The organism is Niallia sp. NCCP-28 (assembly GCF_023168165.1).
GTDB lineage: Bacteria > Bacillota > Bacilli > Bacillales > Cytobacillaceae > Niallia.
Map to the genome: position 1 here is coordinate 147,814 of NZ_BQYJ01000004.1, position 21,441 is coordinate 169,254.

The 21,441-nt window shown below is 35.5% G+C and carries 22 protein-coding genes and 1 tRNA gene; 3 read left to right on the top strand and 20 right to left on the bottom strand.

Features of this window, described 5'->3' with window-relative positions; all coding sequences use genetic code 11:
- From NCCP28_RS13360 to NCCP28_RS13375, 4 genes are all read right to left on the bottom strand, one after another.
- Window positions 1-747 (bottom strand): alpha/beta hydrolase, encoded by a 747-nt coding sequence (locus NCCP28_RS13360; RefSeq protein ID WP_248561913.1) that lies wholly within the window; start codon window positions 745-747, stop codon window positions 1-3.
- Between the two features lie 282 nt (window positions 748-1,029).
- On the bottom strand, window positions 1,030-1,263 hold the full coding sequence (secG, locus tag NCCP28_RS13365) for a preprotein translocase subunit SecG (protein ID WP_248562201.1): 234 nt from the start codon (window positions 1,261-1,263) through the stop codon (window positions 1,030-1,032).
- 244 nt (window positions 1,264-1,507) lie between these two features.
- On the bottom strand, window positions 1,508-2,470 hold the full coding sequence (locus tag NCCP28_RS13370; RefSeq protein WP_248561914.1) for a LacI family DNA-binding transcriptional regulator: 963 nt from the start codon (window positions 2,468-2,470) through the stop codon (window positions 1,508-1,510).
- A 566-nt stretch (window positions 2,471-3,036) separates the two neighbouring features.
- Entirely contained in the window at window positions 3,037-3,462 is a 426-nt protein-coding gene (locus NCCP28_RS13375; RefSeq protein WP_309296635.1) for an alpha-L-rhamnosidase C-terminal domain-containing protein, read from the bottom strand.
- On the opposite strand from NCCP28_RS13375, the gene NCCP28_RS13380 reads away from it, so the two are divergent.
- Both NCCP28_RS13380 and NCCP28_RS13385 read left to right on the top strand, forming a co-directional pair.
- A complete protein-coding gene (locus tag NCCP28_RS13380) occupies window positions 3,440-3,850 on the top strand; it encodes an AraC family ligand binding domain-containing protein (RefSeq protein ID WP_248561915.1) in 411 nt (136 codons plus the stop codon). The two genes, NCCP28_RS13375 and NCCP28_RS13380, sit on opposite strands and share 23 nt — an antisense overlap.
- 83 nt (window positions 3,851-3,933) lie before the next feature.
- The gene (locus tag NCCP28_RS13385; protein ID WP_248561916.1) at window positions 3,934-4,269 is read left to right on the top strand and encodes a helix-turn-helix transcriptional regulator; all 336 of its coding nucleotides are present in this window, start codon (window positions 3,934-3,936) and stop codon (window positions 4,267-4,269) included.
- Between the two features lie 466 nt (window positions 4,270-4,735).
- Here NCCP28_RS13385 and NCCP28_RS13390 read toward each other — a convergent pair whose 3' ends face one another.
- From NCCP28_RS13390 to NCCP28_RS13430, 9 genes are all read right to left on the bottom strand, one after another.
- Window positions 4,736-4,909 carry a hypothetical protein gene (locus NCCP28_RS13390; protein WP_248561917.1) on the bottom strand — a complete coding sequence of 58 codons (174 nt, stop codon included), beginning with the start codon at window positions 4,907-4,909 and terminating at the stop codon, window positions 4,736-4,738.
- Window positions 4,910-5,203: 294 nt separating this feature from the next.
- Window positions 5,204-5,455, bottom strand: coding sequence for a phage integrase N-terminal SAM-like domain-containing protein (locus NCCP28_RS13395; protein WP_248561918.1), 252 nt, complete (start codon window positions 5,453-5,455; stop codon window positions 5,204-5,206).
- A gap of 101 nt (window positions 5,456-5,556) precedes the next feature.
- Window positions 5,557-6,852, bottom strand: a complete 1,296-nt coding sequence (gene eno, locus NCCP28_RS13400; RefSeq protein WP_248561919.1) for a phosphopyruvate hydratase — start codon at window positions 6,850-6,852, stop codon at window positions 5,557-5,559.
- A gap of 24 nt (window positions 6,853-6,876) precedes the next feature.
- Window positions 6,877-8,412: a 2,3-bisphosphoglycerate-independent phosphoglycerate mutase gene (gene gpmI, locus NCCP28_RS13405; RefSeq protein WP_248561920.1), complete on the bottom strand. Its 1,536-nt coding sequence runs from the start codon at window positions 8,410-8,412 to the stop codon at window positions 6,877-6,879.
- Window positions 8,409-9,167, bottom strand: coding sequence for a triose-phosphate isomerase (gene tpiA, locus NCCP28_RS13410; RefSeq protein WP_248561921.1), 759 nt, complete (start codon window positions 9,165-9,167; stop codon window positions 8,409-8,411). The genes gpmI and tpiA overlap by 4 nt, the downstream gene beginning before the upstream one ends.
- A gap of 36 nt (window positions 9,168-9,203) precedes the next feature.
- Window positions 9,204-10,388: a phosphoglycerate kinase gene (locus NCCP28_RS13415; protein WP_248561922.1), complete on the bottom strand. Its 1,185-nt coding sequence runs from the start codon at window positions 10,386-10,388 to the stop codon at window positions 9,204-9,206.
- A gap of 106 nt (window positions 10,389-10,494) precedes the next feature.
- Window positions 10,495-11,502 (bottom strand): type I glyceraldehyde-3-phosphate dehydrogenase, encoded by a 1,008-nt coding sequence (gap, locus tag NCCP28_RS13420; RefSeq protein ID WP_248561923.1) that lies wholly within the window; start codon window positions 11,500-11,502, stop codon window positions 10,495-10,497.
- 52 nt (window positions 11,503-11,554) lie between these two features.
- Window positions 11,555-12,571 carry a sugar-binding transcriptional regulator gene (locus tag NCCP28_RS13425; RefSeq protein ID WP_248561924.1) on the bottom strand — a complete coding sequence of 339 codons (1,017 nt, stop codon included), beginning with the start codon at window positions 12,569-12,571 and terminating at the stop codon, window positions 11,555-11,557.
- 304 nt (window positions 12,572-12,875) lie between these two features.
- Window positions 12,876-12,947, bottom strand: a tRNA-Arg gene (locus NCCP28_RS13430).
- A 329-nt stretch (window positions 12,948-13,276) separates the two neighbouring features.
- Between NCCP28_RS13430 and clpP the strand changes: the two genes are divergently transcribed.
- Window positions 13,277-13,888, top strand: a complete 612-nt coding sequence (clpP, locus tag NCCP28_RS13435) for an ATP-dependent Clp endopeptidase proteolytic subunit ClpP (RefSeq protein WP_248561925.1) — start codon at window positions 13,277-13,279, stop codon at window positions 13,886-13,888.
- Window positions 13,889-13,932: 44 nt separating this feature from the next.
- On the opposite strand, the gene NCCP28_RS13440 is transcribed toward clpP, so the two are convergent.
- The 7 genes from NCCP28_RS13440 to NCCP28_RS13470 all read right to left on the bottom strand — a co-directional run bounded on the left by NCCP28_RS13440 (window position 13,933) and on the right by NCCP28_RS13470 (window position 21,355).
- Window positions 13,933-14,178 (bottom strand): HPr family phosphocarrier protein, encoded by a 246-nt coding sequence (locus NCCP28_RS13440; protein WP_248561926.1) that lies wholly within the window; start codon window positions 14,176-14,178, stop codon window positions 13,933-13,935.
- Between the two features lie 288 nt (window positions 14,179-14,466).
- Window positions 14,467-15,411 (bottom strand): DNA-binding protein WhiA, encoded by a 945-nt coding sequence (gene whiA / locus NCCP28_RS13445; RefSeq protein WP_101177242.1) that lies wholly within the window; start codon window positions 15,409-15,411, stop codon window positions 14,467-14,469.
- A 190-nt stretch (window positions 15,412-15,601) separates the two neighbouring features.
- Window positions 15,602-16,576 carry a gluconeogenesis factor YvcK family protein gene (locus NCCP28_RS13450; protein WP_248561927.1) on the bottom strand — a complete coding sequence of 325 codons (975 nt, stop codon included), beginning with the start codon at window positions 16,574-16,576 and terminating at the stop codon, window positions 15,602-15,604.
- Between the two features lie 5 nt (window positions 16,577-16,581).
- On the bottom strand, window positions 16,582-17,463 hold the full coding sequence (gene rapZ, locus NCCP28_RS13455; RefSeq protein WP_248561928.1) for an RNase adapter RapZ: 882 nt from the start codon (window positions 17,461-17,463) through the stop codon (window positions 16,582-16,584).
- 19 nt (window positions 17,464-17,482) lie between these two features.
- Window positions 17,483-17,941 carry an NUDIX hydrolase gene (locus NCCP28_RS13460; RefSeq protein ID WP_101177239.1) on the bottom strand — a complete coding sequence of 153 codons (459 nt, stop codon included), beginning with the start codon at window positions 17,939-17,941 and terminating at the stop codon, window positions 17,483-17,485.
- Window positions 17,942-18,522: 581 nt separating this feature from the next.
- Entirely contained in the window at window positions 18,523-19,476 is a 954-nt protein-coding gene (gene trxB, locus NCCP28_RS13465; protein WP_248561929.1) for a thioredoxin-disulfide reductase, read from the bottom strand.
- Between the two features lie 373 nt (window positions 19,477-19,849).
- A complete protein-coding gene (locus NCCP28_RS13470; RefSeq protein ID WP_248561930.1) occupies window positions 19,850-21,355 on the bottom strand; it encodes a tetratricopeptide repeat protein in 1,506 nt (501 codons plus the stop codon).
- Window positions 21,356-21,441: the final 86 nt, after the last annotated feature.

A 21,441-nucleotide genomic window follows, 5' to 3' on the forward strand; every position in this document is an offset into this window, starting at 1 on the left:
CTAATATTCTGTCCAATCTAGTTTTTCTAAAAACGCATAAAAATCACTAAAAACAGCATCCTTTTCTTTATCATGTGTAATAACATGGCCAGAATTTTCGTACCATTTTATTTTTTTAAAATCAGATTCTACTTCTTGATAGATAATATTAGCGCTGTCTGTGTTAATCATATGATCATGTCTCCCTTGAATTACAAATACTGGAGAATAAATCAAATCCACTGATTGACGCACATCTGCAATTAAATTCCGCAATTCTGTTAAAGTATTCATAGGAGCAAAATCAGCCATTTCCTTTTCAACTAGATCCTCTGACTTGCCTTCCCGCACTTTATAATTGCGGGCATATTCTAATACTCCTTCATACATCACTTCTTCACTCTTTAGATACATCGGCGAACACATTGTTACAATACCCTTTACAGGTACAGTGTAACCTAATTTCAGGGAAAATACGCCGCCAAGGGACAAACCGCCAACCGCTATTTCTTCATAGCCTTCATTTTTTAAAAATTCATATCCTGCCATCACATCTTGCCACCAATCTTTTGGGCCATATTGCACTAAATCTTCTGGTGGAACCCCGTGTCCTTTATATAAAGGAATATGGCAAGTATATCCTTTTGTATTTAAAAAACGACCTAACATTCGCACATCTGATGTGTTGCCAGTAAATCCATGCAATAATAATACTGCTCTTTTATTATCTCCTTTGAATGTTAACGGCTTTTGCTGAACTACTTTCATTATCTATACTCTCCTTTTCTTATACTTATCGTGCCCTAAGTCTTTTTATTCACTACATTTTCATTAAGCAAAATTATATAGAAAACAAATAATGAAAATACTGCTAAATCTATTCAAAAATATTAGGTACTCTTTATTTTAGTCAGAGACGGAACAAACAATCCAGTATTATGTTTTCCTTCTATAAAACCGACCTTTTTCTAAATTTACCCACATAATGAACTTCGAAAAAAAACCTGACCTTTACCAGGTCAGGCTTTTTACTCTATACCAGACTATTTTTTATAAATCAAAATAACTTACCGCAATCGTTAATGCAAAAAACAAAATAGCTAAAACGATTGTAGTATTGTGAAGAATTAAATCCAACCCTCTAGCTTTCTGTTTACCAAAAAGCTGCTCTGCTCCACCAGAGATGGCACCAGATAAACCTGAGCTTTTTCCTGATTGAAGAAGTACAACAGCAATAAGCGCTATAGCAACTATCATTAATAAAATAATTAAAACAGTGTGCAGCATATTAACACCTCCATTAAGACGAACATCACATTAGTATTAATGTAACATATTTTAGAAAAGGGAACAATAGCAGGCCCTATTAAAGAGAATCGTTTTTTTTATTATTTTTTCCTTATCTATTCCTTATAAAAGTAGGGTCTTCAAAGATAATTCAGTCAGTGTGCCATAGTGCGTGCTTATAAAGTCAAAACCAGCGATTTTCTCTCCTTCCTATGCCTTTTAACTTCAAAAACAATCTATTTTATACAGTTTGTCGTTTAATTAATTTGACAGCTATCTCTTCATGAGAAATTGTGGAACTGTCCATTGCCTGAAGAAATAGTTTTCTTCCAACTGCCTTTAATGGAATCTCCAGTGTCGTTATATTCATCACTTTTGCTATTGGCTGATTGTCGAACCCCATTAATGCAAGCTCATTCGGCACATGAATATTATGTTCCTTGCAGCAAGTTAAAATGCCAGCCGCTACCTGATCACTTGCAACCAATAGTGCTGATGGCGGATTTTCCATCTTCATCAAACGCTGCATTATCTCTTCTCCATCTTCAAAGTTGAAACACTCATAGAAAATATAATTTGGTCTGAATTCTTCCTGCCATTTATGAAGAAAATCTTTATAAGCAGCTTCTCTTTGTTTACTGTTAGTACCTGTTTTTCTTCCTACACAATAACCAATTTTATGGTGGCCCTTATTATGAAGATATTCTAAAGCTATGGAAAAACTTTTATAGTGATCGATATAAGTAGAAGATATATTTTTCCCCCGTGCATCTTCACCTAAAATAATAGGGCCATAAGCTGCGTACCCAGTGATAATGTCCCAATTGCAAATTCTAGAACAGATGATTAAAGCATCTATTTGCTTGTGCTGCAACATTTTTAGAGCTTCCACTTCTCGCTCTTCCTTATAATTCGTTTGAAACACAACTAACTTATAGTTGTGTTTTACTGCTTCATTAGCGATGCCTTCTACTAATAAACCGAAATAAGGATGATTAGTGAACGGTATAACCACACCTATTAAAAATGTTTTTCCTTTGCTTAAATGTACCGCATTGATATTACGCTGATAATTGCATTTCTCCATTGCAAGTCTTACTACAGCTTTTTTTTCATTGCTTACATATGGATGATTATTTAATACACGAGAGACGGTTGCTACCGACACTCCCGCCATCTTTGCTATATCTTTAATGTTTGTCATAGACTCACCTTCTATTAAAACTTTTCCTTGCTCTGAAACGCGTTTCATCATTTACGCTTAGTTTAAAGGGAGGAATGTTAGATGGAAATGATTTTGGGTATACTATGCTTAATTTTTTTATGTAGTTCCATACTTATTTTATCATCATTGCCCATAGCTCTTTATCAAAAAAAGCAATATACAAAACATAAATTATTAAAAAAACATAAAGATTATTACCTTTACTTATTTGATGTGTATTCTGACCATAATGATAAGTAACCGATGCTTAATCCCATTCATTAAGAAACTGGTATTAATTTATAACAAATTCACCCATTTTTTTGCAATAAATGCGTATAGATAATCATAAACAAACAAAAACCTCCTGCTTATAAATATACATAAGCAAGAGGTTTTTTGAACCTATATTGTATATAACGCCTTATTTAGATTGTTACTTACTCTTATTAAAGCACTCTTTACTTTCAGTACAATTTCTCACTATCTTTCTTTAAGAATAATAAAAAGATTGACATTTCACTTAATTTTTTTAAAAAAGTGCTCATTACCAATAAAACATTACTTTAAATATTTAAAACACGATTATCCCTATATTCAAACTGGTGCACACCACTTCCAACTCTAACATTTAAATCTTCTTTATTTGCACGTTTCAATAACTCTCCATTTAAAGTCAGATCAACATCTCCAGGTAGAATTACAGTTGCAGTTGTATTTGCCGGCACTTCAATATTCAATTTTACCATGTTATCTATTTTGGACCATGATGAAGACAATATTCCGTCACCGGTTTTAATTTCTGCTTTTGCCCATGTTAATCCACAATTGGTATAAGGTGCAATAATGTTTGTTTTATATCCCGGTTGCTCAGACTTTATCCCCCCTATATGTCGATATAACCAATCCCCAATACATCCAAATGCATAATGGTTAAAAGATATATGACCAACTTTTCCATCCGGTGCTATGGCAGACCATGATTCCCAAATTGTAGTTGCCCCATTTGATTCCCATAAACATGATTATTTGGAAATCAGTTATGCCTATTTTGGAAGTTTTACTCAAGTGATTAATGGCCAGATTGTCGAGATGAAAGAAGGGGACCTCACAATCCTTGATACAGATGTGATTCATACGATTAATAAGGTAGGAGAAGAAACCATTATCATTAATATCTTGCTAAGGAAAAATTACTTTATTCTATCCCGCTTAACAGAAAATGATCTCATTTCTGAATTCGTTATTGATGCAATCTATAAACCTAGTATAAATGGACGTTTCTTTACTTTCCATCTCATGGAAATGGAAAAGTCAGGCACTATATCAGTACTGCCATGTGCGAATATTTTGATCCAGATCTTGCGACCATTGAAGTGATCAATTGCAATATCGTCCTTCTATTCACCGAGTTGATGAGATTAGCCAGAAAAGCAAAACTGCCTAATAAGGAGACAACATCATTGAATTTATCCCTTGTGGAGATTCTTAAGTATATTGAGGAAAATTACCTATCAACAAGCCTTACAGAGGTGGCACAGAAGTTTCATTTCCATCCCAATTATTTAAGTCGGATTCTTAAAGAGCATTTTGGCAAGACCTTTAGTGAGATGATTCAAAAACTTCGTCTTCGCCAGGCAAAGCTTCTGCTTGAAAACACTCCATTACCAATAAACCGAATCGCGGATGAAATAGGATACTCCAACTTTAATCACTTTTATAAAAAATTCAGGGAATATTTTAATGTTACTCCCGCTGAATACCGAGTACAAATCACACAGCAACCAGACAAAAAGTAAAGAGCAAGAACACAATCTGTGGAAAAGAGCACTATGGGGGCAAAGGAAATTTTTGTGGAGTTAAGAAAACTTTCCGATTGCATGAGCATTTCATCCGAAGAAAACAAGCACTTTACTTGGTGTTATAAATGATAAAAATTTTAGATGTATTAAAGGGAGATAGAAAAATCATCAACTAATCTTTCGGATAATACCGAAAGATTCCAAAAGTGTCAGAGGATCTTAATAGATTCAAGCCAAATCCTGAACAGCTTTAACAACAATTTATTAAAACAAAATTAGCTTTTTACTTACAATTCTATTGTAATGAGGTATATAAGAAAGAATCGGAGTATATTCATTATAAGGAAAAAACGATCAGATCTGCATTGAAATTTTAGGATAGAACAAGCTTGAAGATGCACCTGTTATCTAACAATCCCCCGACCCATTAAGTCTAGGGGATTTCATCCTACCTTTTTGTGGGCTACAAACCACCACAGGACTGATTAGCATCCTTTGTTTTTTGCTGATTGTGTGCTTCTTCCGTTTCTTTTTGAACGGGTTCAAGTCCATAACCGGTAGAACTAATTTCTAAGTTCTTTTCTTGATTCTTTTTAGATGCCGGATTTAAAATTGGATCAAAATTATTTGTTTCCATTAGCGCCTCCTTAAAATCATGATATATAAATTATCTGCAATCATTTATCTTTTTATGATTAAAATATGATTTTCTTTTTGATTAGATTGACACGGCCTGGGTAGCCTTCACTTTCACTTATATTTTAAGCTCACATAAAATACGAATAGAACAATCAGAGAAGAATCCACCATAAGCAAAAAATCCCACCGAACTTTCACACAGAATTTAAACAACAAATGGTGCAGCTATATTCAAATGGAAAATAATATTTTGAAGCAGAGAACGCTGATACTAGGAAAAAGGTAAATGTAATCAAAAACGGCCAGCACAAGTACTCAACCGTATTTTATATAGGTTCGATTTGTTTCCGTTTCCTACTTGGTATTGTATGAACTTCTTTAAATGAATAGATGATATATCCTCAATCTGATCTACTTCATATTCCTTTTTTAAATACGCAATGAATTGCCCAATATTGTAATTGTACGTTTCATTTGTTCTTTTGGAGTAGTTCTTCATCTGTAATTCAAATAAGAACTCTTTTAATAAATCCTTAGTCAACATAAAAAAACCTCCTATTTAATGTGGATAACTCACACATAAATAGGAGGTTTTAAAGCTAAATATTGTACAGCTAAATTCAGCCTTTAGTTTCTACAATCTTATTATTTTTTAAGGTTGTAAAAAGATTTAAGACCATCATATACTGCTAAATCTCCAAGCTCGTCTTCGATGCGAAGAAGTTGGTTGTATTTAGCGATACGGTCTGTACGAGATAATGAACCAGTTTTGATTTGGCCAGCGTTTGTAGCAACAGCGATATCAGCGATTGTTGCATCTTCTGTTTCACCAGAACGGTGAGAAACTACTGCTGTGTAACCAGCACGTTTAGCCATTTCAATTGCTTCGAAAGTTTCAGTTAACGTACCAATTTGGTTAACTTTGATAAGGATTGAGTTAGCAATTCCTTTTTCGATACCTTCAGCTAATTTTTTAGTGTTTGTAACGAATAAATCATCACCAACTAATTGAACTTTAGAACCAATGCGGTCTGTTAATAGTTTGTGACCTTCCCAGTCATTTTCATCTAATCCATCTTCAATAGAGATGATTGGGAATTCGTTTACTAACTCTTCATAGAAAGTTACTAATTCTTCAGAAGTTAAACCAGTGCGGCCTTCTCCTGCAAGATCGTATTTGCCAGTTTCTTTGTTGTAAAACTCAGAAGAAGCAACGTCCATTCCTAAGAATACATCTTTACCAGGCTCGTATCCTGCTTTTTTGATTGCTTCGATGATTACTTCTAATGCTTCACGGTTAGAGCCAAGGTTTGGAGCAAATCCACCTTCATCACCTACAGCAGTATTTAAACCTTTTGCAGATAATACTGATTTTAATGCATGGAATACTTCAGCACCAGTACGTAAAGCTTCTTTAAATGTTGGAGCACCTACTGGCAAGATCATGAATTCTTGGAAATCCACGTTGTTATCAGCATGTGAACCACCGTTGATGATATTCATCATTGGAGTTGGCAATTGTTTTGCATTGAAACCACCTAGGTAACGGTATAATGGCAAACCTACTACTTCAGAAGCAGCATGTGCAGCAGCCATAGAAACACCAAGAATTGCGTTAGCACCTAATTTGCCTTTATTTTCTGTTCCATCAAGTTCGATCATTGCTTTATCGATTCCAGCTTGATCTGTAACGTCCATACCGATAATTGCCTCAGCAATTACTTCATTTACATTTTCTACAGCTTTAAGAACACCTTTTCCAAGGTAACGAGATTTGTCACCATCGCGTAATTCTACAGCTTCGTATTCACCAGTTGAAGCACCTGATGGCACAAGTGCACGTCCAAAGAAACCTGATTCTGTTAAAATTTCCACTTCTACTGTTGGGTTACCGCGTGAATCTAGTACTTCACGAGCGTATACATGTTGAATATATGGCATATTAATTCTCTCCTTTAAAATAACTTATTTTTTAATAATAGATGTTCCAGTCATTTCTGCTGGTTTTTCTAACCCTAATAAATCTAACATAGTTGGAGCTAAATCTCCAAGAATACCATCTGTACGCAATTCTGCATCTTTTTGAGTGACGATAACTGGTACAGGATTAGTAGTATGAGCTGTCATCGGCGTGCCCTCTAATGTTACAACTTCATCAGAATTACCATGATCTGCTGTAATAATAGCTTTACCGCCTTTTTGCTCAATCAATGTGATAATTTTCCCTAGACATTCATCAACTGTTTCAATTGCTTTAATCGTTGGTTCAAGCATTCCGGAGTGCCCAACCATATCAGGATTTGCAAAATTTAGGATGATAGCGTCAAAATTATCTGCTTCAATTTCTTTTAATAATGCATCTGTTACTTCATATGCACTCATTTCAGGTTTTAAATCGTATGTTGCCACTTTAGGCGAGTTGATCAAAATACGCTTTTCCCCTGGAAATTCTGCTTCACGGCCACCACTCATAAAGAAAGTAACATGAGGATATTTTTCCGTTTCTGCAATACGAAGCTGTGTTAATCCATTTTGCGATAATACTTCGCCTAAAGTATTATCAAGATTTGTTGGCTTAAATGCCACATACCCTTTTACTGTTTCACTAAAATGAGTCAAACATACAAAATAAAGATTCTTTGGATGGTTCTCTCCACGATCAAATGAACGGAAATCTTCATTTGTAAATGTATTGGAGATTTGAATTGCACGGTCTGGACGGAAATTATAGAAAATTACTGAATCTTCATCTTCAATCGTTGCAACTGGTTCTCCATTTTCTTTTGTAATAACAGAAGGCAATACAAATTCATCAAATATACCATTGCGATAATTATCTTCTACAACATCAAGAGGATTGGAGTAGCTAGGTCCTTCCCCATATGCCATTGCACGATAAGATTTTTCTACACGATCCCAGCGTTTATCTCTATCCATGGAATAATAACGGCCTGAGATGGTAGCAAATTCGCCTACACCATATTCTTTCATTTTATCTTGAGTTTCTTTAATGTATTTTTCAGCTGTCTTTTGACCGACGTCTCGACCATCAAGAATTCCGTGAATATATACATCTTTGATACCCTCTTCTTTTGCAAGACGAAGAAGAGCAAACATATGTTCAATATGGCTGTGTACTCCACCATCTGATAATAAACCAAAAAGATGAAGTTTTTTGCCTTTTTCTTTTGCATTTTTTATTGCATTTACAAAGGTTTCGTTTTTCTCAAAACTGCCTTCTCTAATTGCAACATTCACTCTAGTTAAACTTTGATAAACAACACGTCCTGCCCCAATATTTAAATGACCAACTTCAGAGTTACCCATTTGCCCCTCGGGAAGGCCTACTGCTTCACCGCTAGCAACTAAAGTAGCATGTGGATACTCATTCCAATATTTATCAAAATTAGGCTTATTTGCTTGAGCAACGGCATTTCCCATACGTTCGCTTCTTAAAGCAAAGCCATCCAATATGATTAATGCTACTGGCGATTTACTCATGCTTTACCTGCCTCCAATAATTGAAGGAAACTTTGAGCTTCTAAACTTGCTCCACCTACTAAAGCTCCATCAATATCAGATTGAGCCATGTATTCTTTAATATTTTCAGGTTTTACACTGCCGCCATACTGAATGCGAATGCTTTCAGCAACTTCTTTAGAAAACTGTTCACTTACTACTTTACGAATATGTGCACATACTTCGTTAGCATCAGCTGAAGTAGAAGATTTTCCAGTTCCAATAGCCCAGATTGGTTCATATGCTACAACAGTAGCTTTTAATTGGTCTGGTGTTAAACCTTGTAGAGCTTTAGTTACTTGAGTTGCAACGAAATCATTTGTTTCGCCGTTTTCTCTTTGCTCTAAAGTTTCTCCACAGCAAACGATTGGAGTTAAGCCATTTTCAAATGCAGCAATTGTTTTTTGGTTTACAGTTTCGTCTGTTTCATTAAAGAATTCACGACGCTCTGAATGTCCAAGCACAACATATTTCACACCAATATTTTCAAGTGCAACTGGGCTGATTTCGCCAGTAAATGCACCGCTTTTTTCAAAATGCATATTTTGTGCACCGATTTTTACTTCCGTACCATCAGTAAGTTCTACTAATTGTCCAAGAAATAATGCAGGAGCGCATACTACCGCGTCTACATTTTCACTTGAAGGAATAGAACCTTTGATTTCTTGAATGAATTCAACAGCCTCAGGAAGCGTTTTATTCATTTTCCAGTTACCTGCAATTATAGGTTTGCGCATGTTTCATACATCCTTTCATGCCATCTTTGTAAATGCTTATTTGTCGTTTAATGCTACAACGCCTGGAAGTTCCTTGCCTTCCATAAATTCTAATGACGCACCGCCGCCAGTCGAAATATGACTCATTTTATCCGCTAAATCAAATTTCTCAACTGCTGCCGCAGAATCTCCCCCACCAATTACAGAGTATGTATCTTGAGATTCAGCAAGTGCTTCTGCTACTGCTTTTGTGCCTTTAGCAAATGTATCCATTTCGAATACACCCATAGGTCCATTCCAAATTACTAATTTAGAACTCTTAATTACATCAGCATAAATTGCTGCTGTTTTAGGACCGATATCTAAAGCTTCCCAATCAGATGGAATTTCTTCAATAGAAACTTGTTTGATGTTTGCAGATTCTGAAAAATCGTCTGCAATTGTAACATCTACAGGCATGTAGAATTTAACGCCTTTTTCTTTTGCTTTTTCCATGTATGACTTAGCAAGTTCAATCTTATCTTCTTCTAAAAGAGATAAACCAACTTCATGTCCTAGAGCTTTCACAAAAGTATAAGCTAAACCGCCGCCAATAATTAAATTATCCACTTTTTCAAGCAGGTTTTCAATAACGCCAATTTTATCTTTTACTTTTGCTCCACCGATGATAGCAGTAAATGGACGATCTGGATTAGACAAAGCTTTTCCAAGAACATCTAATTCTTTTTGCATCAATAAACCTGATACAGCAGGAATATGATGGGCAATGCCTTCTGTTGAAGCATGCGCACGGTGTGCTGCTCCAAATGCATCATTTACGAATACATCAGCAAGCTCTGCATAGTTTTTTGCTAATTCTGCATCATTTTTTTCTTCGCCAGCATTAAAGCGAACGTTTTCAAGAAGAAGAACATCCCCTTCAGAAAGTTTGCTGATTTCTGCCTTAACAGCATCCCCGTAAGATTCATCTGTTTTCGCAACTTCTTTTCCTAGAAGCTCTGAAAGGCGTTTAGCAACTGGAGTTAAACGTAATTCTTCTACCACTTGGCCTTTTGGACGTCCTAAATGGCTTGCTAAAATAACAATTGCTCCTTTTTCTACTAATTCATTGATAGTAGGAAGTGCAGCTTGGATTCTTGTTTCATCTGTAATTGTTTGATCTTTCATTGGAACGTTGAAATCTACACGGACAAATACTTTTTTTCCTTTTAATTCGATATCGCGGATTGTTTTCTTGTTCATTATAGATACCCTCCACTTGCTATTTTTTTAAAATAGCGGAAACAAGATGTTTCCGCTGTTTGATTAAGGGTGTAGTAAACACTCCTAATTTTAGTTGTTACTAAAATTATTTTGTAAGTTGTGCGAAGTGTTTAACTGTTCTAACAAGTTGGTTAGTGTAAGACATTTCATTGTCATACCAAGCAACAGCTTTAACAAGTTGTTTGTCGCCAACTGTTAATACTTTTGTTTGAGTAGCATCAAATAATGAACCATAGCTAATTCCGATGATATCAGAAGAAACGATTTCGTCTTCAGTGTAACCAAAAGATTCGTTAGCTGCTTCTTTCATAGCTGCATTTACTTCTTCAACAGTTACAGTTTTATCAAGAACTACTACAAGTTCAGTTAATGAACCCGTTTTAACAGGAACACGTTGTGCAGCTCCATCTAATTTACCTTGAAGTTCTGGTAATACTAGACCGATTGCTTTAGCAGCACCAGTTGAGTTTGGAATGATGTTTTCAGCTGCTGCACGAGCACGACGGAAGTCACCTTTTGGATGTGGAGCATCTAAAGTGTTTTGGTCGCCAGTGTAAGCATGGATTGTAGTCATTAAACCTTCAACGATACCGAATTTATTTTGAAGAACTTGTGCCATTGGAGCAAGACAGTTAGTAGTACAAGAAGCACCAGAAATAACTGTTTCAGAACCATCAAGAATTTCATGGTTAACATTGTAAACAATAGTTTTCATTTCTCCAGTAGCTGGAGCAGAAATTACAACGTTTTTAGCTCCTGCTGTTAAATGAGCTTCTGCACTTTCTTTTGTTGTGAAGAAACCTGTAGATTCGATAACTGTATCTACATCAAGTTCTCCCCATTTAAGGTCTGCTGGATTTCTTTCAGCAGTTGTTACAACTTTTTTGCCGTTTACTAAGAAATAGCCTTCATGTACTTCGATTTCGCCTTGGAAAGTTCCTTGAGATGAATCATATTTTAAAAGATGTGCTAACATTTTAGTGTCAGTCAAATCGTTGATTGCAACAACTTCTAATTCTGGGTTTTCCATAATTTTTCTAAATGCTAAACGTCCGATACGTCCAAATCCATTAATACCAACTTTTACTGTCATTTTTATTTCCTCCTCGAATTTTAAGGATATTAATATATAAAGGGAATTCCCGTTATATCAAACTTTTGGCGGCTCCTTCATCTGTAATTAATACAGTAGAAGGCGGTGCTTTTTTTAAATATGCACGTATAGCCTTTGATTTTGATGAGCCTCCAGCAACTGCTATCACATTTGGCACTTCCGGCAGATTATCAAGGCGAATGCCAATGGTATCTACTTTGTGGACCACTTTGCCATTTTCATTAAAATAATAGCCAAATGCTTCACCAACTGCCTCTGCTTCTTTTATTTTAGACATGTTGCTAGCACTAGTTCTTCTGCGTTGCGCCATAGTAATCGCCTCGCCAATTCCATGCACTAATAAATCAGCAGACTTGATCAGGCTTAGCACTTCACTGATGTGAGGATCTTTTATGATGCTTTTGTACATATCTTCGCTTACCTCATCGGGAACATATAAGACACGGTGTTTGCTATCTGTATGATCTGCCATCATTGCACAAATAGTATTGGCTTGGTTTTTCACATCTTCCCCTATACCTCCCCTGGCAGGGACAAAAAGCAGCTCTCCATCCACAACATCAGGGGTTAGCATTTCTGCAACGGAAGCCATCGTAGTGCCTCCAGTAACCGCGATGATATTATCTCCTCTGAGAAGAGTTTTCATACAATTTGCTGCAGCAAGACCCATTTCTTTTTTCACCCATGGAGAATAGTCACTGTCACCAGCAACAATTATTACTTTGCTAATATTAAGTTTTTTATGCAATAATTTCTCCATTTCATTAATACCCGTTACTTCTCTCATTACACTAGAAAGACTTTCCAGAGTTTCTTTGCCAATCGAAGTCAGTGACATTCCAATAGTAGAAATTTGTATTAGTTTCTGTTCTTTTAAAAATTCCACTTCTCCTCGCAAAACTCTTTCAGTCAAACCTAAACTTCCTGCCAGGCTTCTTCTTCCAACAGGCTGCATATTATTAATGTAATGAAGTATGTAATATCTTTTTTGCATAACTGTAAGCAAATCAGGTAATAATCTTTTTTGAATCTCAATAAATGACAACATTGATGTAGCTCCTTCACTTACAGTGGTCATCAAAAGTCCCACATAGACATATTATGTCCCAGTGGATGCAAAAAAAAACATTCCTGCTACAAAATCATTCTAACACCAGTGTTAGAGATATTCAACTTAAATGAGTCTATTTTTAGTGAAATTTGGCGAAAAAGTGAAGTTTTCTCTTTGATGCAAACCCTATGTACAAACTTTTCCCTATACCATCCATAATCCCATTTTCATTTATAGCTAGCATTAAAATAATAAAAAAACACCTTTTTGCCAGGATGGCAAAAAGGTGTTTTTTTATTAGCGCCCTCGGAGGGAATCGAACCCCCATTTCAAGAACCGGAATCTTACGTGCTATCCGTTACACCACGAGGGCAGCATAAAAATTATTCTTATATAAATTTCACCTTCCTATTATATGCTAAATCTCCTTTGTTTGCAAGGCTTGAATTGTTTAAAATGATTGTGAGTGGGTAAACTGGTAAAGACCATGTAATTTATCAGAAACTGTATACCTTCATCTTTTCAGTATATAATTGTCCTAATAAATGGGTTTCGAAGGATTATTCTTAACTTATAGTAGTAATCGTTTGACCTTAATTGACCATCCGTGTATCATTATGATTACATACAGCATAGAAATTTCATTCTATACTGACAGAAACAATACTTATAACGTAAAATTATTTCAAAGGAGGATTTGTAATGAATTTAATTCCTACAGTTATTGAACAAACAAATAGAGGAGAACGCGCTTATGACATTTATTCTCGTCTATTAAAAGACCGCATCATTATGTTAGGAAGCGCAATTGATGATAATGTAGCGAACTCAATTGTATCTCAGCTATTATTTTTAGAAGCGGAAAACCCTGAAAAAGATATTTCTATTTATATCAATAGTCCAGGTGGAAGCATCACTGCTGGTATGGCTATTTTTGATACAATGCAATTTATCAGACCAAAAGTGCAGACTATCTGCATCGGAATGGCTGCTTCTATGGGTGCATTTTTGCTTGCAGCAGGTGAAAAAGGCAAACGCTACTGTCTTCCAAATAGTGAAGTAATGATCCATCAGCCTCTTGGTGGCGCTCAAGGCCAAGCAACAGAAATAGATATTGCGGCAAAACGAATTCTATTCTTGCGTGATAAATTAAATGGCATCCTTTCTGAGCGTACTGGTCAACCGCTTGAAACAATTGCTCGTGATACAGAACGCGATAACTTTATGACTGCAGAAAGAGCAAAAGAATACGGCCTTGTAGACCATATCATTACACGCAGCACATTAACAGAGAAAAAAGAGAACGATAAATAAGCTTACCGCAAAAAACACCTCGCTTTTAAAAGCGAGGTGTTTTTTTACAATAGTTCACTAAGACCTTTAAGCGCTTCCATCTCATCGCTTCCTTCAATGATCAGCTTAATAGTAGCACCCGAATTGATAGCTAGCCCCATAATGCCCATTATACTTTTAGCGTTTACTTTTCTTCCATCCTTTTCAATAAATACTTCTGATACATAATTGGATGCCTCTTGCACAAATATTGCAGCCGGACGAGCTTGCAGTCCTGTTTTTATCGTAACTACTATTTCTTTTTCCACCATCTTTTCACAATCCCTCCCGAAAATGTTATTATTCTATATTATACAAGTAATCAAGCAAAACATCATCTATTAATATAAATGCCCTTTAATTATTATTATTGCTTCAAAATTTCATGCCTCTTTTAACCAACGTTAAAAGTAATTTATCCTAGGAAAAATACCCTTTATCTTCTGCAACTGATTTTTTTGCTAATTCAGTCTATTTTTATAGGCAAGTTCCCTTTAATCTCCTCCATTTAATGAGTAATCCTAAAGGAAACTTGCCTATTTGTATAGTAGGAAAAGAAATTAAACGACACTTTCTCCCCTGCGCAAAGCTTCTGCAATTTCATCAATTTTTCTTAGACGATGATTAATGCCCGATTTGCTTATGTTTCCGGAGGTCACCATCTCTCCTAGTTCCTTTAATGTAACATCCTGATATGCTACTCGCAATTCAGCAATTTCGCGGAGTTTTTCTGGCAATATTTGCAAACCGACTGTTCTATCTATAAAACGGATATTTTCCACTTGTCTTAATGCAGCACCGATTGTTTTATTTAAATTAGCTGTTTCACAATTAACTAGCCTATTCACTGAATTTCTCATATCACGCACAATACGAATATCTTCGAAACGAAGAAGTGCACCGTGTGCACCAATAATATTTAAAAACTCAGTAATTTTTTCGGCTTCTTTTAAATAAGTGATACAGCCTTTTTTTCTTTCTAGCGTTTTGCTGTTTAAATCGAAAGTATTCATCAACTCACATAATGCGTCAACATGCTCTTTATATAATGAAAAGATTTCCAAGTGATAAGAAGAGGTTTCAGGATTGTTAACAGAACCGCCAGCTAAAAAGGCTCCTCTTAAATAAGATCTTTTGCAGCACTTTTTCTTGACAAGTTCTGCTGATATTTCATGTGTAAACATAAAATTTTCTGTTAATATTTTCAATTCTTCCAATATCTCTTTTGCTTTAGTTGAAAGTCGGACCATATAAACATTATTCTTTTTTAACCGCATTTTTTTTCGTACAAGAAGTTCTACTGGAATATCAAAATATCTTTTAATCAGCGTATAGATTCTTCTCGCAATTGCTGCATTTTCGGTTTGTATATCTACCACTAATTTTTGATTAGAAAAAGATAAAGTGCCGTTCATTTGGATCAACGCAGATAACTCTGCCTTTCCGCAGCAATTTTTGACTTCAATTGTAGTTAGTTCCTTTTTTGTCTCTGAAGCGAAAGACATTTCCTTCACCTCCATTAAAAAACGCAATATCATTAATCCACGTAGATTATTAATATAGCGTTCAAAATTATTTAAAGAGTAATATATCTAATATACTCTTTTTTATTTTCAGGGTTTTAAAATAATCCTGCATTTTCATTATAAGCTGTAATCTGATTAATCAATAGACTACAAATTATGGTTGATACTCCTATTCGCTTACAGCACCGCTATCTAAAAGGGAATAGAGTATTTTTGCTACTTCTAAAGTATTGTGGCGTATTACTCCCTCATCTAAGCTAATAATATCTCCCGCAATTACATTTAAGCCAAGGTATTCCAACTGATCTGTATCAAAAAATACAGGTTTCGCTTTTTCTTCATTGTATCTTTCCTGTACACTCTGAGGAATGTTTTCTTTATTCACCAGAATTGTATCAAGAAAGGAATTCTTCATATGCCTATAAATAGCTTTCACATGATCGCTTGCAGAATAATCTAATGTTTCACCTGCTTGTGTCATAATATTGCAGATATATATTTTTTTAGCTGATGCTTTTAGTATCTCTTCTGCAATTTCTGGAACAATTAAGTTAGGCAAAATACTTGTATATAAACTGCCAGGTCCAATTACAATTAAATCTGCATGGCGTATCGCCTGCAAAGCTTCTGGCAATGGGGAGGAATCTTTTGGGGTTAAAAATACTTCCTGAATTTTCTTATCACTCTGGGGAATTCTTGATTCGCCGCTGATGATTGTTCCATCCTCCATTAATGCATTTAATACAACACTATGATTGGTTGCTGGCAATACTTTTCCACGAACATTTAAGACCTTGCTCATTTCCTGTATGGCATACGTAAAGTTCCCTGTTATAGAAGTCATTGCTGCAATAATCAAATTTCCCAATGAATGCCCATCTAAATCTTTGCTGTTTGAAAATCGATGCTGAAACATTTCTTCCACTAAGGGTTCCACGTCTGATAAAGCTGCCAATACATTTCTTATATCACCAGGTGCTGGAATATCAAGATCATCTCTTAATCTTCCAGAGCTCCCTCCATCATCGGCAACGGTTACAATTGCTGTAATATCCACTGGATACTTTTTTAAGCCTCTTAGCAAAACGGATAAACCTGTGCCGCCACCGATGATTACTATTCTAGGCTGTTCGTTTTCACTCATGCATATTAATCCTTTCTCCTCTTCATATCACGATGAGTTATTGATACATGATAATCCTTTTCAAAATGATGCCCGATGTATTCCGACAAAGCAACAGATCGATGCTGTCCGCCTGTACATCCTATTGCGACAACCAGCTGAGATTTCCCTTCTTTTTTATAATGCGGGAGCATAAACGTCAATAAATCAAGTACTTTCTCAAGGAATTGATTTGTTTCCGTCCATTTTAATACATAGCTTGACACTTCCACATCAAGACCTGTTTTCGGGCGCATATGCTCAACGTAATGAGGATTTGGTAAAAAACGCACATCAAATACTAAGTCTGCATCAATTGGAAGACCATGTTTAAATCCAAAACTCATAACATTCACATTGAAGATAGAGTCTTTATTACCAGAGAATTCCTTTAGGATTTTCTCTCTTAACTCCCTTGGAGAACTTTGTGATGTATTATAAATTATTTGAGCCCGGCCTTTTAATTCCTCCAATAATTCCCGTTCTAATTTAATGCCTTCTAAAGGGAGGCCAGATGGTGCGAGAGGGTGAGATCTTCTTGTTTCTTTATACCTTCTTACAAGGGTGCCGTCCTCTGCATCTAAAAATAATACACGGGGTGCCACCCATGATTTTGCCATTTCATCAAGAGCACTGAATAAATGGTCAAAGAATTCTCTTCCCCTTAAATCCATAACCAATGCGACTTTATTCATCTTATTCTTGGATTCCTTCATTAGTTCTAGAAATTTTGGCAAAAGAGTTGGCGGCAGATTATCGACACAAAAAAATCCTAAATCTTCAAAGCTTTGTATGGCTACTGTTTTCCCTGCACCAGACATTCCAGTAATAATGACAAGCTGTGTTTCATTCACTCCACTCGCACTCATATTTATTCCCCCTATAAATTCAGCTTGGATCTAATCGGTAACTAATCAATTTAAAATCAGGAGTATACGTAAAGGTCCCATAAATAAGCCCATTGCCGTGAATCATATAATCTAAAATATGATAATCTCCCTCAGCCATTGGCAAATTTTTTATTTCTTCTAGATCATGCCATACAATTTTTCCTTCTTCTGACTCTTCTACATGAATGCCATCAGAATTGGTGGAGAAAAAGGTAAACATCATCCATTCAGATACTATCTTATCGCCATCTTTTATAATAAAAGTAAAGATTCCTTTAATATTGGGATTTCTTAAATAGATACCAGTTTCTTCCCTAAATTCACGAATGCATGAGTCTCTTACAGATTCTCCTGGTTCCATTTTCCCGCCAGGAGCAACCCACCAACCGCGTCTAGGCTTTTGTAATAAAAGTACTTTATTATCCTTTAATAACAAACAATTTGTCACTCGCTGCACTTCATTCACCTCAAACTTTTGTAAGTAACTTATGTAGGCAAACACACTCTATTCCTTTCATTATACTATTAATGCGACACACCCACAATAAAATGCCCTCTGTATTTAAAGGGAATCAATCTATGTTTTTGCATCAATCATTTAAAATAATAGATAGAAATATAACAAAACTGCCTCTAAGTTCTATTGCTTTTCTAATTTAGCAAGATTTAATCAACCTATTCATTAGCATTGCTTTTGTATACAAGTTTATTCCTAGTCATCTGTCAGCAAGACTGCATCACAAAAGATTGTAGCTAGCTAAAAAAGGACAAGGAATAAAAAGACGGGCAATTTTTTGCCCTCCTAGACCTCCTATCACCTCAAAATGGGGAGGGGAATAAAACCCTGGTAATGCGCGTGACCAAAAAGAGGCATCGTTTTAAGGCACAAAAAAAGCATAGGTTGATTACCTATGCAAAAAATATATATCTTAAAGGGGGTTAATTCTATTTTTATATTACCCAAAATATATTTCACTTTTATTACAGCAGAATTAAAAGAGGGTGACACTTTTTAGCATCTCCCTCTTGCAAACCTAGTTACTTGGCTTTTTCTTTTAATGTCTCCAGCAATTCTTCTACATAGTGCTGAACACTTTGTGCAGCAATGCTTCCATCACCTGTAGCTGTCACAATTTGGCGCAATGATTTTTCGCGAATATCTCCAGCTGCAAAAATGCCTGGAACTTTCGTCTCCATTCGGTCATTTGTTTCAATATAGCCATTTTCATTCGTAACACCAAGATTTTCAAAAGGTTTTGATAAAGGAACCATGCCAATATAAATAAATACACCATCTGCATCCAATTCCTGTTCTGTGCCATCCGCTGTTGAAACAAGCGTCACACTGCCAACTTTTCCATCTTTTTCATGAATGGATTTAATCGTATGGTTCCAAATGAAATCAACTTTCTCATTATCAAATGCTCTTTGTTGAAGTATTTTTTGTGCACGCAGTTCATCACGACGATGAACTATGGTAACTTGTGATGCAAAACGAGTTAAATATACGCCCTCTTCAACAGCTGAGTCTCCTCCACCAATTACAAATAAGCGTTTATTTTTAAAGAATGCTCCATCACAAACCGCACAATAAGATACTCCACGGCCGCCAAGTTCTTTTTCGCCTGGTACGCCTACTTTTTTATATTCTGCCCCTGTTGATAGAATGACAGCTCTTGCCTTATATTCTTTGGAACCTGCTTTTACTGTTTTATATTCTTTTCCATCCACAATTTCCTTAATATCGCCATATGCATATTCTGCGCCAAATTTTTTCGCATGATTAAACATTTTATTCGATAAATCTGGACCTAGGATGCTTTCAAAACCTGGAAAGTTTTCGACATCCTCTGTGTTTGCCATTTGTCCGCCAGGTATGCCTCTTTCAATCATTAGTGTTGATAGATTGGCTCTGGAAGTATAAACTGCTGCTGTCATTCCTGCAGGGCCTGCACCAATAATTATCACATCATAAATTTTTTCCTCTGTCATCCTAATCTCCTCCTTTTTTAATAGGCTTTGTTAATTAGCTTTGTTGATAAAACAAGTCGGTTCTATCTTATGAAATCTATAGTTACAATCCTTACAGGTAAGGCAAGGATTTTTTCGAATTCAAAATCACCAATGTTTATGATCATAAATGTCCATATAGTTCATCAAGTATTTTTCCCTTTTACCATCATCTCATCTATAGTATGGTTAGTACGTAAACATTATATTTTTCCGCAAGAAAAAGATCTTCTAATGCCATAATAAAGTATGTGCTATTTCTACTATAAGTATGACTAGCTATTCCTATCCTATAAAACAAACTGCTAATAGTCCAAAAATCTGCTCACTGCAGATGAATAAAGGGCGCTATTGCTCACCCCAAATAATCTGTTACTAATTTAACGTACTTTTGCAGTGTAGAAGTAGAAAGGCCGTAATAGCCTGCTGCTTCTTGTTGTGAAATTTTTTCATTTCTATATTTATGCCATATATATTCCATCGCAGCAGCAAAAGCTAGATTATTTTTCATAGAAATTCCCTTTTTGTGCAATCCAATAAAAACAGAAAACCACATTAAATATAATCCTGCCTCAGACGTTCCAACTGGGTGATGTTTTTTATACATCAATAATGCTGTATTATGTGCATGCAAAAGGGGCGCTTCTTTCATTTGAAGACCTGTTTTAATATAAAAAGAATATTGTTCTTCTAGCGGCGATAAATCACGATGTTCTGTCACATCAATAGAGGCAATTATTTCGTCTTTATAAGAAGAAACACTTGTTAAAAACCATGCAAATAATCTTTCCTCCAAATGATCGCTTTCTAATCTTTTTCGAATAGAATCTACATGATCTTCAAATCCATGCACATGATTTCTTATTTTATTCCATGGTTCATGTCCCTTTTTCTCGGGATTTTCTTGCAATACTTTTTCCCAAATGGATGCAGCAAAATTCTCTCTTCCCGTAAAAAAAGCCGCGTAGGATAACCAATAATGGAAAGAAGCATCTCCTGAAAACCCCTGTTTATAGAGTTTCCGCAGCCAAAAAAAAGCCGGAGTATATTCTCCTACTAATGCAAAGGTCGTCCCCAGCTTATATTGATGATCGCTGGACATAGGGTTGATTTTTTTTAGCATTTCCGTTAATTGCTCTACATTTTCCTTTTGGTCTTCATAAAAAGCAAACACCAACTTATTGCATAGTGCATGCAAGTTCCCCATATTCTTCTCTAGTACTTCATCTAAGATGCTATTTGCTTTTTTTACATCTCCAAGATAAAAATATGCTAATGCAAGATTATTATAGGCTGACCAATACTCTGGATAATCGCCTATTACCTTATTCAATACCTCAACAGCTTTTGGAAAATGTCCTGTTTCAAGCAATTCTCTTGCTTCTTCTTGTCTATTTATTAAATCTTCCTCTTCATATGCATCTTCCTCATGCAAATTATCTGACTCAAGTGTCAGCACTTCCAGAAGATCTTCTGTATCCTCCACAAAATCTCCATCTGGATCTAATTTCAAATAAAGGGTTGCATGATAATATGCATCCTTAAAAAATCCTAAATGCGCATAATTATTTGCAAGGAAATAATAACATTCCACCATCTCTTCATCTAATTCTTCAATAATAAGATGAAGAAGCTCATTTGATTTTTTGTATTCTCCAGTATCTGCATACACAATAGCAAGCTGGCATAGAATCATTGGTTCTCCTGGCTCTAACGCTTGCGCTCTTTGCAAATACTTTAATGATTTATAATAATCTCTTCGATGATATGCTTTAATGCCTTTTGAAAAATAATATTCGCCTGTAGGATTAAATGTAATAATTTTACCCATCGGTTGTAAAATTTTTGAGTTTTTATGCATAAAATCCTCCAATATAATGAAAGTCCCTCTTAGAACCATAACTTATAATAACGATAACTAATGTAGTATACCATATGATAAAGCAT

What these genes read in the sequence shown, in the direction of transcription:
- eno (WP_248561919.1), bottom strand. Translation starts at nt 6,852, where the DNA reads ATGCCATATATTCAACATGTATACGCTCGTGAAGTACTAGATTCACGC.
- NCCP28_RS13415 (WP_248561922.1), bottom strand. Translation starts at nt 10,388, where the DNA reads ATGAACAAGAAAACAATCCGCGATATCGAATTAAAAGGAAAAAAAGTA.
- NCCP28_RS13470 (WP_248561930.1), bottom strand. Translation starts at nt 21,355, where the DNA reads ATGCATAAAAACTCAAAAATTTTACAACCGATGGGTAAAATTATTACA.
- trxB (WP_248561929.1), bottom strand. Translation starts at nt 19,476, where the DNA reads ATGACAGAGGAAAAAATTTATGATGTGATAATTATTGGTGCAGGCCCT.
- tpiA (WP_248561921.1), bottom strand. Translation starts at nt 9,167, where the DNA reads ATGCGCAAACCTATAATTGCAGGTAACTGGAAAATGAATAAAACGCTT.
- NCCP28_RS13380 (WP_248561915.1), top strand. Translation starts at nt 3,440, where the DNA reads ATGGCAGACCATGATTCCCAAATTGTAGTTGCCCCATTTGATTCCCAT.
- NCCP28_RS13360 (WP_248561913.1), bottom strand. Translation starts at nt 747, where the DNA reads ATGAAAGTAGTTCAGCAAAAGCCGTTAACATTCAAAGGAGATAATAAA.
- clpP (WP_248561925.1), top strand. Translation starts at nt 13,277, where the DNA reads ATGAATTTAATTCCTACAGTTATTGAACAAACAAATAGAGGAGAACGC.
- rapZ (WP_248561928.1), bottom strand. Translation starts at nt 17,463, where the DNA reads ATGAGTGCGAGTGGAGTGAATGAAACACAGCTTGTCATTATTACTGGA.
- NCCP28_RS13450 (WP_248561927.1), bottom strand. Translation starts at nt 16,576, where the DNA reads ATGAGTGAAAACGAACAGCCTAGAATAGTAATCATCGGTGGCGGCACA.
- whiA (WP_101177242.1), bottom strand. Translation starts at nt 15,411, where the DNA reads ATGTCTTTCGCTTCAGAGACAAAAAAGGAACTAACTACAATTGAAGTC.
- NCCP28_RS13395 (WP_248561918.1), bottom strand. Translation starts at nt 5,455, where the DNA reads ATGTTGACTAAGGATTTATTAAAAGAGTTCTTATTTGAATTACAGATG.
- NCCP28_RS13440 (WP_248561926.1), bottom strand. Translation starts at nt 14,178, where the DNA reads ATGGTGGAAAAAGAAATAGTAGTTACGATAAAAACAGGACTGCAAGCT.
- NCCP28_RS13370 (WP_248561914.1), bottom strand. Translation starts at nt 2,470, where the DNA reads ATGACAAACATTAAAGATATAGCAAAGATGGCGGGAGTGTCGGTAGCA.
- NCCP28_RS13425 (WP_248561924.1), bottom strand. Translation starts at nt 12,571, where the DNA reads ATGTTGTCATTTATTGAGATTCAAAAAAGATTATTACCTGATTTGCTT.
- NCCP28_RS13390 (WP_248561917.1), bottom strand. Translation starts at nt 4,909, where the DNA reads ATGGAAACAAATAATTTTGATCCAATTTTAAATCCGGCATCTAAAAAG.
- gap (WP_248561923.1), bottom strand. Translation starts at nt 11,502, where the DNA reads ATGACAGTAAAAGTTGGTATTAATGGATTTGGACGTATCGGACGTTTA.
- gpmI (WP_248561920.1), bottom strand. Translation starts at nt 8,412, where the DNA reads ATGAGTAAATCGCCAGTAGCATTAATCATATTGGATGGCTTTGCTTTA.